Origin of the sequence: Flavobacterium sp. GSP27, assembly GCF_003970395.1 — a bacterium.
Lineage (GTDB): Bacteria > Bacteroidota > Bacteroidia > Flavobacteriales > Flavobacteriaceae > Flavobacterium.
In genome coordinates this window covers 125,606-138,186 of sequence record NZ_RYDP01000004.1, presented here as the reverse complement: position 1 = coordinate 138,186, position 12,581 = coordinate 125,606, and the positions used below count along the sequence as shown (strand labels likewise).

At 35.8% G+C, this 12,581-nt stretch carries 11 protein-coding genes; 7 read left to right on the top strand and 4 right to left on the bottom strand.

Annotated elements, in window-relative coordinates; genetic code table 11:
- Positions 1-2: 2 nt before the first annotated feature.
- The gene (locus EKM05_RS05300) at positions 3-185 is read left to right on the top strand and encodes a hypothetical protein (RefSeq protein WP_126553971.1); all 183 of its coding nucleotides are present in this window, start codon (positions 3-5) and stop codon (positions 183-185) included.
- A gap of 44 nt (positions 186-229) precedes the next feature.
- Here EKM05_RS05300 and EKM05_RS05295 read toward each other — a convergent pair whose 3' ends face one another.
- From EKM05_RS05295 to EKM05_RS05280, 4 genes are all read right to left on the bottom strand, one after another.
- Positions 230-814, bottom strand: a complete 585-nt coding sequence (locus EKM05_RS05295; RefSeq protein ID WP_158615136.1) for a 1-acyl-sn-glycerol-3-phosphate acyltransferase — start codon at positions 812-814, stop codon at positions 230-232.
- A 232-nt stretch (positions 815-1,046) separates the two neighbouring features.
- Positions 1,047-1,652: an FAD-dependent oxidoreductase gene (locus EKM05_RS05290; RefSeq protein ID WP_126554082.1), complete on the bottom strand. Its 606-nt coding sequence runs from the start codon at positions 1,650-1,652 to the stop codon at positions 1,047-1,049.
- A gap of 5 nt (positions 1,653-1,657) precedes the next feature.
- Positions 1,658-1,858, bottom strand: coding sequence for a hypothetical protein (locus tag EKM05_RS05285; RefSeq protein WP_126456406.1), 201 nt, complete (start codon positions 1,856-1,858; stop codon positions 1,658-1,660).
- A gap of 127 nt (positions 1,859-1,985) precedes the next feature.
- Positions 1,986-2,561 carry a MarC family protein gene (locus EKM05_RS05280; RefSeq protein ID WP_126457580.1) on the bottom strand — a complete coding sequence of 192 codons (576 nt, stop codon included), beginning with the start codon at positions 2,559-2,561 and terminating at the stop codon, positions 1,986-1,988.
- 431 nt (positions 2,562-2,992) lie between these two features.
- On the opposite strand from EKM05_RS05280, the gene EKM05_RS05275 reads away from it, so the two are divergent.
- The 6 genes from EKM05_RS05275 (at position 2,993) to EKM05_RS05250 (ending at position 12,541) form a co-directional block, all read left to right on the top strand.
- Complete coding sequence (locus EKM05_RS05275) at positions 2,993-3,559, top strand: DUF3109 family protein (protein ID WP_126456402.1); 567 nt, start codon at positions 2,993-2,995, stop codon at positions 3,557-3,559.
- 261 nt (positions 3,560-3,820) lie between these two features.
- The gene (locus EKM05_RS05270) at positions 3,821-4,798 is read left to right on the top strand and encodes a ribonucleotide-diphosphate reductase subunit beta (RefSeq protein ID WP_126457579.1); all 978 of its coding nucleotides are present in this window, start codon (positions 3,821-3,823) and stop codon (positions 4,796-4,798) included.
- Between the two features lie 335 nt (positions 4,799-5,133).
- Entirely contained in the window at positions 5,134-7,548 is a 2,415-nt protein-coding gene (locus EKM05_RS05265) for a ribonucleoside-diphosphate reductase subunit alpha (protein ID WP_126553966.1), read from the top strand.
- Positions 7,549-7,865: 317 nt separating this feature from the next.
- Entirely contained in the window at positions 7,866-8,342 is a 477-nt protein-coding gene (locus EKM05_RS05260) for an RDD family protein (protein ID WP_126457577.1), read from the top strand.
- Between the two features lie 104 nt (positions 8,343-8,446).
- Positions 8,447-9,790 (top strand): dGTP triphosphohydrolase, encoded by a 1,344-nt coding sequence (dgt, locus tag EKM05_RS05255; RefSeq protein WP_126554080.1) that lies wholly within the window; start codon positions 8,447-8,449, stop codon positions 9,788-9,790.
- Between the two features lie 90 nt (positions 9,791-9,880).
- Positions 9,881-12,541 (top strand): T9SS-dependent M36 family metallopeptidase, encoded by a 2,661-nt coding sequence (locus EKM05_RS05250; protein WP_126553964.1) that lies wholly within the window; start codon positions 9,881-9,883, stop codon positions 12,539-12,541.
- Positions 12,542-12,581 lie beyond the last annotated feature (40 nt).

The window sequence follows — 12,581 nt, the reverse complement described above, 5'->3', positions numbered from 1 at the left end:
GTATGGAAAATAAGTTTTCTGGAATGACAGTTAATGAGCGTTTGTATGTTGGAGGTCTTATAAATGACTTTGATAATGCTCTGGAACAAAAAAATGTGGAAGAAATTAAAGCTGTTTTAAAGAAAGTGGCACTAAATGAAGATTCTATTTTTGAGATGCTTATTAGCTTAGGACTTGATGCTTAATTAGAAAATTTCACTCTTGATTTTGTTTGCCCTTAAAAAGAAAACTAATTTTGATTGTCCCAATCTTTTCTATATCGAATGAGTTCGTTATCTATCATTTTCTTTGACGTACTTAATAAACAGGCTGCATCTTCAGAATAAATAGCCGGAAAATAAGTTATTTTAATTTCAGTGGTCCGTTTTCCAAAGCATTTTAAAAAATGCGGAATGAAAGTGTCGTCACCAATAAAAGCGTCTGTTTTTTCTTTATAATCTATTGCAATAGGAATTACGGCGGCTTTAATCTTAGTAGCCATTACAAAAGAGCCGTAATTGAAATCAAGAGTTGTTGGCAAATCCGCTGTTGTTCCCTCTGGAAAATTAATGATCGAATATCCTTTGGCAAGAACTTCTCGGATATTTTCGGCGGTTTCTTGTCGGCTTTTTGGACACTTTCTATCTACAAATAAAACGCCGGATATTTTGCAGATGTAGCCAATCATAGGCCATGAGGCAACTTCTTTTTTCCCTACAGGAAAAGCATGTATTTGGTTTACGATAACAATTGGGTCAAAATAGGAACGGTGATTGGCTACGATTAGTCCTTGAACTTTCGGCTTGTCGCCATAGATAATAGTGCGTATGCCCAAAAGGGTATTTGAGGTGCGAATTATAAAGTCCCGCAGGATAAGAGCTTTTTGGGCGTTAATTTCGTTGCTTCGAAAAAAAGAAAAAAGAAAAAACACAATCGAAAAAAAAGAAACAAATCCGATAAAAATCAGAAGTCTTGCCAGTCCCAAAAAAAATGATCCCATAAAACAGTGAATTGAAGGTGTAAACCTAACACTATTTTTTGAGAGATTTTCCAGAATGAAATTCTATTTATCTAATGCTATCATGAGCATGAGTCTGAATTCCGCCATTCCATAAAGTTAGAATATCTGTTGCTACTGCAGCTCCACTGCCTGCAGCAATGGCCAGTTGGCTTCTCCATCCGGCTAAAGTGCCTATCACGTAAATGCCTTCCTTGACTTTGTGATCGCTGTTTTTGAGTTGGATTCGTTGTTTTTCGGGAAGGGATTTTTGATGTGGTTCTACAGATGGCATTAAACCTTCAATAGCAAAAGTATTTGCAGATCCGACACCTACAACAATTATGCGGGTCTTGTAGGTTTTTTTATTTGTAGTTACAGCAAACTCAGGAGCGGTGCCCTCAATTTTTAGTACTTTTTCGTTGGGAATTTGTGTAATGTGCGGATATTTTTCTAAAAGATGTCCTGTACTTTCTTTCAATAAATCAGCGCCTAATGTGCCTGCAGGGATTCCGTAGACATTATTGAATAGCGCTTCCTTAAGGGCAGAGGTTTTTTGATGGGTAAACACCCCGATTTTTTTATTAGACACAAAGGGTTTGTTGTTTGCAGAACCCAAAACTAGAGCGCATGACATGCTAGATACGCCACCGCCAAGGATAAGTACATCAAAGATCAAGGCTATTTTTCGTTTGTTTTTTCTTCTATTTTCTTTGACATTCTGAATATTAGAAGAATCAATACAGCACAAAAAGAGGCTGCCATTCCGATAAATGCAACTACGCTATCTCCTTGAAATGGATTTTTGAAATCCAGTAAAGTAACATTAAATAGGATTAGCGCTATTGCTAAAAATACCAAGATGTTAGTGAAAATTTTCATAAGATGTTTTTGTTTTTGGTAAAAAATGCAGATGTTTGGAGGGGTTATTTATTTAGAATAAAATGCTCCAAAAAAATCAGATTTTTTATTTTACAATAATTTAAGGGTAAATTTAGGAAATTATATTTTAGACAAACAAACCTTTAACATTCGCAGCGAATAATTTAACAGCAATCGCCAGAAGTACTACGCCAAAAGTCTTTCTGATTACACCAAGTCCGTTTTCGCCTAATAATTTTTCTATTTTTGAGGATGATTTTAAAACGATATAGACCAAAATGATATTTAATAAAATGGCAATTACAATATTTATGGTATAAAATTGGGAGCGTAAAGAGAGTAAAGTGGTCATTGTTCCGGCTCCAGCAATCAAAGGGAAGGCAAGGGGAACAATTGAGGCAGAGCTGGCTTCTTCGTCCCGGTAAATCCGAATTCCTAAAATCATCTCTAATGCCAAGAAAAACAACACAAAGGATCCGGCTACAGCAAAAGAATTGACATCGATTCCAATTAGTTTTAAGAGTTCTTCTCCGGCAAAAAGAAAAACAATCATGATGACGGCGGCTACAATGGATGCTTTTTCGGATTCAATATGTCCGTGTTTTGCTCTTAAATCAATGATAATCGGGATGGATCCCACGATGTCAATTACGGCAAAAAGTACCATTCCTACGGTGATTATTTCTCGAATATCGAATTCCATAACAGACTTTTTTTATTTATGGTAAAAGTAGATAATTTCCCTGATTATTGGAGGAGTAGATTTTTTAATTTTAATGCCTTTTTTTTTGAGAAGATTTTTTTTTCTAGGAGGGAATAGTTGACCTGTATTTCATAGTCCTAAAAAAGTAACAGTTTGATTTTTATCGTTTTTAGGGCACAACTAAGGCAATTAATACTCAATATTTTTTAAAACCATTTCAAATGGTTCTGTGTTTTTGGTTGGTGAAAGAGGATGAACTGTAAAGAAATAAAAAATGCGATTGTTTGTATAAGTTTGAAAACAAAAGTAAACGAAGTTAAAAAATCAGGAGTATAAAATTAGGTAAATTCGTTTTAATTTTATTTGGTTTTGTTTTCGAATTTATGAGTTGCTGAGGTGCTTTTTTCAAATTTCTTGAATATCTTTGCAGAATGTTTCAACTAGGAAAAACCATAGTCTCAGAAGACTTACTCGAAAAAGATTTTGTTTGTAATTTGACTGCTTGTAAAGGCGCTTGTTGCGTAGATGGTGACGCTGGTGCACCATTGAGTTTTGAGGAGACTCAAATCCTCGAATCTATTTATCCAAAGATCAAGCCTTTTTTACGCAAACAAGGAATTGCTGCAATTGAAGCGCAAGGAACTTGGGTAAAAGGTACCGATGGTGATCTTGAAACGCCACTGATTGACGACAAAGATTGTGCCTACGCAATATTTGACGGTAAGACCGCTCTGTGTGGTATTGAACAAGCCTATAATCAAGGAGCAATTAGTTGGAAAAAACCAGTTTCTTGTCATTTGTATCCAGTTCGGGTGAAAGATTTTACGGAGTTTGCCGCTGTTAATTATGACAAATGGGATATTTGTGATCCCGCCTGCTCTTTAGGTCAGGAACTTGAAGTTCCGGTATACAAATTTGTCAAAGAAGCCCTGATTCGTAAATTTGGCGAAGACTGGTATGCTGAACTTGAAAAGGTGGCGCAAGACATGAAAAAATAAGTAAATAAGAATTCTGTTTTTCTTGTTTAATTATTTAAAAAAACTATATTTTACGGTGCTTCATTCCTTTAATTATTATTTAAAATACTGAATTTAAGTGTTTTAAAATTTGTATGAAAAATATCTTAATTTTTCTATTTGTTAAAAACTATAGGGGATTGTGAATAAGTTTGGCTTTTATTAACCGCAATATTTTACAATCTTTGTATCTCTCAAAAAGCTTAAAAATTTGTTAAAACCTCAAAAAAACAAACAATTATAATGACTCAAGTTGAACCAATTTTACAAGAAAATAAAAATCGTTTCGTAATTTTTCCTATCAAACACCATGACATTTGGGAATTTTATAAAAGTATGGAAGCCAGTTTCTGGACGGCTGAAGAAATCGATTTGTCACAGGATTTAAATGACTGGAACAACAAACTCTCGGATGATGAGCGTTATTTTGTGAAGCACATTTTGGCGTTTTTTGCTGCTTCAGATGGCATTGTAAATGAAAATCTGGCAGAAAATTTTGTAAACGAAGTGCAATATGCGGAAGCGAAATTCTTTTACGGTTTTCAAATTATGATGGAAAACATTCACAGCGAAACCTATTCGTTATTGATTGATACCTATGTAAAAGATGAAGTGGAGAAAGATGAATTATTCAATGCTTTAGAGGTTTTTCCGGCGATTAAGAAAAAAGCGGACTGGGCTTTGCAATGGATTGAATCGGATTCATTTGCAGAACGATTGATCGCTTTTGCAGCAGTGGAAGGAATTTTCTTTTCGGGAGCATTTTGCTCGATTTATTGGTTAAAAAAACGTGGCTTAATGCCAGGATTGACGTTTTCTAACGAATTGATTTCTCGTGATGAAGGAGTACACTGTGATTTTGCCGTGCATTTGCACAACCATCACTTGGTGAATAAAGTGCCAAAAGAAAGAATCAGAAGCATTATTGTAGATGCTTTAAACATTGAAAGAGAATTTATCACCGAGTCACTTCCGGTAAGTTTGATAGGAATGAATGCCGTATTGATGACACAATATTTAGAATTTGTTGCTGACAGATTGTTAGTGGAATTAGGTTGCGACAGAGAATATAATACTACAAACCCATTTGATTTTATGGATATGATTTCGCTTCAAGGGAAAACAAATTTCTTTGAAAAGAAAGTGGCTGAATATCAAAAAGCAGGTGTAATGAACACAGATGGTGATGCTCAAAAAATATCTTTTGACGCCGATTTTTAGATTTTTATCAAACCATGAAGGAATTAAGATCGATTAAGTTTTGTCTTAATTTTTCTAAATATTTTAATGTTAAAGAAATATTTTGATTTTTTAAATCTTAAATGATTTACTGATTTCTTTTTGTTTCTAATACTGATTAACCCAGATAGTAATGGAAATCCTTTCTAGTCCTGAACTTTTTTCAGGACTAGAAAGATTGAAATGGATAGCTGGATATGGCTCCAAAAAAAATTGAGCAAATGAAACAATAATTGAGATTGTTTCGTTCCTCGCAATGACTAACAAATAACGAAAAACAGCAAAGGGATTTCCTGTTTTAAAAAACAAACAAAAGTATGTACGTAGTAAAAAGAGACGGCCACAAAGAGCCGGTAATGTTCGACAAAATCACAGATAGAATTAAAAAACTATGTTATGGTTTGAATGATTTGGTTGATGCCGTGAAAGTCGCAATGCGAGTAATTGAAGGGCTTTATGATGGAGTTTCTACGTCAGAATTAGATAATTTAGCAGCCGAAACTGCGGCTTCAATGACTATTGCGCATCCTGATTATGCACAATTGGCGGCGCGAATTGCAATTTCGAATTTGCATTCCAATACTAAAAAATCATTTTCGGAAACAATGAACGATATGTTTCATTATGTAAACCCGAGAAATGGACAAGATGCACCTTTATTATCTGAAGAAGTGCACCAGGTGATTATGAAAAATGCTGAATTTTTGGATTCACATGTGATATACAACAGAGATTTTAATTATGATTATTTTGGGTTTAAAACCTTGGAAAGATCATATTTGCTTAAAATAAACGGCAAAATAGTGGAGCGTCCGCAACACATGTTGATGCGTGTTTCAGTTGGGATTCACTTAGATGATTTAGAATCGGTGATTGAGACGTACGACTTAATGTCGAAAAAATTCTTTACGCATGCAACGCCTACATTATTCAATGCGGGTACTCCAAAACCTCAGATGTCTTCTTGTTTCCTTCTGGCGATGCAAGACGATAGTATTGACGGGATTTACGATACGTTGAAACAAACGGCAAAAATCTCTCAGTCAGCAGGTGGTGTTGGGCTTTCTATTCACAATGTAAGAGCAACTGGTTCTTATATTCGTGGAACCAATGGAACGTCAAACGGAATTGTTCCGATGTTACGTGTTTTTAATGATACAGCACGTTATGTAGATCAAGGTGGTGGAAAACGTAAAGGAAGTTTTGCAATATACATCGAAACGTGGCATGCGGATATTTTCGAATTCCTAGACTTAAAAAAGAATACCGGAAAAGAAGAAATGCGTGCTAGAGATTTGTTCTTTGCCATGTGGACGTCTGATTTATTTATGAAACGAGTTCAAGAAGACAGTTATTGGACATTGATGTGTCCTAATGAATGTCCGGGATTGTATGATGTGTATGGCGAAGAATTTGAAACCATGTACATTGATTACGAGAAACGTGGAAAAGGTAGAAAAACAATTAAAGCACATGAACTGTGGGAGAAAATTCTGGAATCGCAAATCGAAACTGGAACGCCTTACATGTTGTATAAAGATGCCGTCAATAGAAAGTCAAACCAGAAAAATTTAGGGACCATTCGTTCTTCGAATTTGTGTACCGAGATTATGGAATTTACATCCAAAGATGAAATTGCAGTTTGTAATCTAGCTTCTCTTTCCTTGCCGATGTTTGTTTCTAATGGAAAGTTTGACCATGAATTGATGTATACCGTTACAAAACGGGTAACTAGAAACTTAAATAAAGTAATTGATAGGAATTATTATCCGGTAATCGAGGGAGAGAATTCTAATAAACGCCACAGGCCAATTGGTCTTGGAGTACAAGGATTAGCCGATGCTTTCATTATGTTGCGTTTGCCGTTTACGAGCGACGAAGCTAAAAAACTAAATCAGGAAATTTTTGAAACATTATACTTTGCTGCGGTAACCGCTTCAATGGAAATGGCCAAAGAAGAAGGTCCTTATTCGACATTTAAAGGCTCGCCAATATCTCAAGGAGAATTCCAATACAATTTGTGGGGAATGAAAGATGAGGAATTGTCAGGACGTTGGGACTGGGCTTCATTACGAAAAGAAGTGATGGAACACGGAGTGAGAAACTCGTTGTTAGTGGCACCAATGCCAACAGCTTCGACCTCACAAATTTTGGGGAACAACGAAGCATTCGAACCTTATACTTCTAATATTTACACCCGAAGAGTCCTTTCGGGGGAATTTATTGTGGTAAACAAACACTTATTACACGATTTAGTGGAACGTGGTTTGTGGAACGAAACATTGAAACAAGAATTAATGCGAAATAACGGTTCTGTTCAAGACCTGAATATTCCGCAAGACCTGAAAGAATTGTACAAAACAGTTTGGGAAATGTCTATGAAAGACATTATCGACATGTCCCGTCAGCGTGGTTATTTTGTGGATCAATCACAATCGTTGAACTTGTTTATGCAAAATGCCAATTATTCTAAATTGACATCGATGCATTTCTATGCTTGGCAATCCGGATTAAAAACGGGAATGTATTATTTAAGAACAAAAGCTGCGGTGGATGCGATTAAATTTACATTAAACAATGATAAAAAAGCGGAGCCAATCGAAATCAAGGAGCAATCAATCGTTATTCCTGCAGTCGCTGAAGCAGTAGAAATGACTTCGGATGAATACAGAGCCATGCTCGAATTGTCTAAAAATGCAGGTCCGGACGAGTGTGAAATGTGTGGGTCGTAGGCCATTGCGAGGAACGAAACAAACTCATTTTGAAACCATTTTGTTGACATCAACGAAATGGTTTTAAAACAAAAAAGCAGTTATTGTAATGATAACTGCTTTTTTTTTGGAGCTATCTACTTCGTCAGTTCGCTTCGCTCGTGTCCCGCTTTCCGTTGCAATCTTTTTATTCACCAAAAAAAGGCGAATAAAAAGGATTTTCACTTTAATCGGGGCTAAAACACCAAGATTTAACAGTAATATTTGTAAACAATTCACTATATTTGAGATAGTTATTAGCCTTAAAGACTTTTTTATAATAATCAAAACGATAAAAAATGGAAAATAAAAAATTTACTATTACAGATGATTTATTAGCTTCCAAAAGCCAGCGTCTACTGAATTTCAGTATCGATCTATTTATAATTTATGTTATCGAAATCAGTATTGGTACGACCATAATTCTAATTGGAGATTTAACGAATAGTGATACTGCATCAAATTGGGTTACATCATTAAGGATCGTTGAAAGTTTTTTCTTTGGATTAGTAATACTCTTTTTTTACTATGGACTTAGTGAAATGTATTTTTCCAGAACTTTCGGGAAGTATTTCACGAAAACAGTGGTTATTAAGCATGACGGTTCAAAACCAAATATGAAAAGCATTATTGTACGAACGGTATCCAGATTAATTCCTTTGGAGCCTTTTTCTTTTTTAACTGCTGAGCGAGGATGGCACGATACTTTATCGGTTACGTATGTGGTGAAAAAGCATGAGTTTATAGCCAAGAAAAAATTATTTACGGAAGAATAAGACAGTAGATAAGATAAAAAAAGCAGTCATTTTAGACTGCTTTTTTGTTTATAAACACAACCTTTTCTTTATATTCGCTCCTTGTAAAAACCAAAAATATAATGATGCACTGGGAACAACTTTTATCACTAAAACGACAAGGAGACAAAGGCAAACGATTGCGGATAGAACAAGACGACACCCGTTTGGGTTTTGAGGTGGATTATGACCGTATTATCTTCTCGGCTGCCTTTAGAAGTTTACAAGATAAAACGCAGGTTATTCCGTTATCAAAAACTGATTTTGTACACACCAGATTGACGCACAGTTTAGAAGTTTCTGTCGTGGGGCGTTCTTTAGGGCGATTGGTGGGTAAAAAAATCATCGAGAAATATCCGCATCTACAAGAAGTGCATGGCTATCACATGAATGATTTTGGGGCTATAGTTGCCGCTGCATCATTGGCTCATGATATTGGGAATCCGCCTTTTGGGCATTCCGGTGAGAAAGCAATTGGTGAATATTTTTCCATTGGGAAAGGACAACAATACAAGGACCAGCTTACGGCAAAAGAATGGCAGGATTTAATTGATTTCGAAGGAAATGCGAATGGATTTTCGGTATTGACGGCCAGTCGTCCCGGAATTGAAGGAGGACTTAGAATTTCGTTTGCAACTCTGGGTGCTTTTATGAAGTATCCAAAAGAAAGCTTGCCGAAGAAACCAACCGCAGCTATTGCCGACAAAAAATACGGTTTCTTTCAAACGGATAAAACTTTTTTTCAAGATGTGGCTTCTGATATGGGATTGATTCCAAATAAAACAGGGATCGATATTGGTTTTGAAAGACATCCTTTAGCGTATTTAGTCGAAGCGGCTGATGATATTTGTTATACCATTATTGATTTTGAAGACGGAATCAATTTAGGATTAGTTTCCGAAGATTTTGCTTTAGAATATTTGATAAAATTGGTGAAAGACAGCATTGATACTTCAAAATACAAGACCTTAGAAACCAAAGAAGATAGAATAAGTTATTTGCGCGCTTTGGCAATTGGAAGTTTAATCAATGATGCCGTAAAAGTATTTGTCGAAAATGAAGTGCTGATCCTGAACGGAAAATTCCCGTATGCCATAATGGATAAGAGCAAATACAAAGCGCAGATGGACGATATTATCAAAATAAGTGTGGATAATATTTACCAAAGTCGGGAAGTCATTGAGAAAGAAATTGTAGGCTACCAGATTATTCAAACCTTGTTAGATAAATTCATAACGGCTTTCAATAATAAATTCGATGGGAATGCATCAAATTACGACTCTTTAATTCTGAAAATGTTGCCTGAAAAGCATCATTTGGAAAAAGAAAATTTATACGGAAGATTACTTCATATTTGTCATTTTATCTCATTACTGACAGATGGAAATGCGTTGTTGTTTTATAAAACAATTACTGCTGTTAAAAATTAACAATTGTGTACTAATCATTAATTTGTTATTGTAGATTAAAAAAATTAGATTTGTTTTCAGCTTTTATGATTGATGAATTATTAGATTTTTATGAAAAAAATTATACTTTTTTTAGTTTTTTTAACGCATTTTTTTGCTTTAGGACAATCGAACGATTTAATTATTCAACATTATTTAAATACTCCTAATGCTAAAATTAATGTTTCGAAAAGCGATTTTAAGGATTGGGTAATACAAAGCGATGGTGGAGCGACCAGCTCCGGAATACAAAATTGTTATGTAGTGCAACGTTATAAAGGTATTGAAATCTTTAGGGCAGTTTCTAATTTTTCAATACAGAATAGTGAAGTTATTGATGTTCAAAAACGAATAGTGGATGGTGTTTCTAAAAAAGTAAATACAACCAAACCCTCATTATCAGCAGTAGATGCTTTGACTAAAGCGTATTCGCTCTTAGGCATGAAAGCCGATGAAATTTTCACTGTTATAGAAAATAAAGAAGCTCATAAATTTAAAATAAGCAATGGGTTAGGCATTCAGGAGCCAGTCACTGCTAATTTAGTTTTTCATCAAGCCAGTAATGGTAAATTAATTTTGGCGTGGGATTTTACCATTTATACACCAACTCAGGACCATATATGGAGCGTGAGAATTGATGCCACTGATGGGGGACTGTTAGAAAAAAATGATTTTGTTATTTCTTGCAGTTTTGATCATAGTAAAGCAATCAGTCATTCTCATGAGTCTTGGGCAAATTCATTTGACTCCAGTTACAAACAAATTTTTTCGGCCTCTCCAACGCAAACAACTAGTGGGTCCTACCGAGTGATACCATTCAATTTTGAAAGTCCCAACCACTCTGCTTTTCAACTTGTTTCGAACCCAGCGAACAGCCATGCATCTCCTTTTGGCTGGCATGATGTTGATGGTGTGGCGGGACATGAATTTACGATAACCAGAGGAAATAATGTATGGGCTAAAGAGGATTTTGTCAGCACTAATTCAACTTCGGGTTTTAGCCCTTCAGGTGGAGCATCACTACTTTTTGATTTTCCTTATGGTGGTACAAATGTACAGGCATCAACCTATATAGATGCGGCAATTACGAACCTTTTTTATATGAATAATGTCATGCATGATGTTTGGTATCAATATGGTTTTGATGAAGCAAATGGAAATTTCCAAGTGAATAACTACAATCGTGGCGGGAAAGATACGGATCATGTTAATGCTGATGCACAAGATGGATCATTAGTGGTACCAATGAGTTTAAATAATGCTAATTTTTCAACTCCGGTGGATGGGAGTAGCGGAAGAATGCAGATGTTTCTGTGGGATCGAGGTCCAGAAATTAAGCCAATAATAATTAATTCGCCTGCAAGTATTGCTGGAAGTTATGTAGCAAGGCAAAACTCCTTTAACCCAGGACGTGTTGATTTGCCTGTGGCTCCCAATTTCCTGCAATCTGATGTAGTGCTCTACTTAGATAGTACGGGCGGCACCTCCCAAGGGTGTGTAGCACCTTCTAATGCTGCGGCAATGAGTGGAAAAATCGTTGTGCTGAGAAGAGGGAGCTGTACGTTTGTAGTAAAAGTAAAAGCGGCGCAAAATGCTGGGGCTATTGCTGTAATTGTTGTTAATAATGCTGATGGAGATTTAATTATGTCGGGAGCTGATGAATCGATTACCATACCTGCCATAAGTGTTACTCAGTCCGTTGGGGAGAATATTATAACCCAAATGCAGACTCAAGCCGTAAATATAAAAATTCAATTAGAGGCTTCTCCTTTCATAAATTCAGATGGTGATTTCGATAATGGGATTATTGCACACGAATATGGTCATGGGATTTCTACTCGTCTGGCCGGCGGGAGCAATAACTCCAGTTGTTTGAATAATGCGGATCAAATGGGAGAAGGTTGGTCTGATTGGTTTGCATTAATGATGCAAATTAAACCTGGAGATTCTGGTGGTGCCAAAAGAGGAATAGGGACTTTTGTTTCTTCACAAGCCATAGATGGCAGGGGAATACGAGATTTTCAGTATTCTACGGACAGGGCGATTAATCCAATGACATACGCCTCTACCAATAATTATCAGTTTATTGACGCAGCAGATATGGTATCAAAAACCTCCGTACACGGGGTAGGTTCCGTTTGGGCTACTATGCTGTGGGATTTAACGTGGGCTTATATCAATAAATATGATTTTGATAATAATAAATATACAGGATCAGGCGGGAATAATAGAATCATGCGAATTGTATTAGATGGAATCAAATTACAAGTTTGCAGTCCTACTTTTGTAGATGCAAGAAATGCTATTATAGCTGCAGATCAGGCAATAACAGGCGGTAAGGATTTCTGTTTGATTTGGGAAGTTTTTGCTGCCAGAGGACTAGGAGTAAACGCATCTGCTGGAGACAATAATGTCGGGAATGATCAAGCTGAAGATTTTACAAGACCTGCATCAGGACCAAATTGCGCCTTAGCGGTAGACAACTTTGAGAGTGATGTGATGCGCGTATTTCCAAACCCATCCAAAGGGCCAATAACAATTAAAATTGATCAATATTCTGGTAGGGTAAATATCCAAGTAATAGATCTTAACGGACGAGTGCTTTATGATGTTAAAAACCAAGAATTCAGTAGAGCAAAATCAATTGATTTAAGTGCATTGGCAACCGGGATTTATATATTGGATATAAAAGGAGAAAATTTACATTACGTTGAAAAAATAATTAAAAATTAATAGCATAAATTTTAAAGCCCTGAAAAAATTTTTCAGGATT

Excerpts from the sequence above, each read along its gene's own strand:
- EKM05_RS05300 (WP_126553971.1), top strand. The coding sequence starts at position 3 with ATGGAAAATAAGTTTTCTGGAATGACAGTTAATGAGCGTTTGTATGTT.
- EKM05_RS05285 (WP_126456406.1), bottom strand. The coding sequence starts at position 1,858 with ATGAAAATTTTCACTAACATCTTGGTATTTTTAGCAATAGCGCTAATC.
- EKM05_RS05280 (WP_126457580.1), bottom strand. The coding sequence starts at position 2,561 with ATGGAATTCGATATTCGAGAAATAATCACCGTAGGAATGGTACTTTTT.
- EKM05_RS05275 (WP_126456402.1), top strand. The coding sequence starts at position 2,993 with ATGTTTCAACTAGGAAAAACCATAGTCTCAGAAGACTTACTCGAAAAA.
- EKM05_RS05270 (WP_126457579.1), top strand. The coding sequence starts at position 3,821 with ATGACTCAAGTTGAACCAATTTTACAAGAAAATAAAAATCGTTTCGTA.
- EKM05_RS05265 (WP_126553966.1), top strand. The coding sequence starts at position 5,134 with ATGTACGTAGTAAAAAGAGACGGCCACAAAGAGCCGGTAATGTTCGAC.
- EKM05_RS05260 (WP_126457577.1), top strand. The coding sequence starts at position 7,866 with ATGGAAAATAAAAAATTTACTATTACAGATGATTTATTAGCTTCCAAA.
- dgt (WP_126554080.1), top strand. The coding sequence starts at position 8,447 with ATGCACTGGGAACAACTTTTATCACTAAAACGACAAGGAGACAAAGGC.
- EKM05_RS05250 (WP_126553964.1), top strand. The coding sequence starts at position 9,881 with ATGAAAAAAATTATACTTTTTTTAGTTTTTTTAACGCATTTTTTTGCT.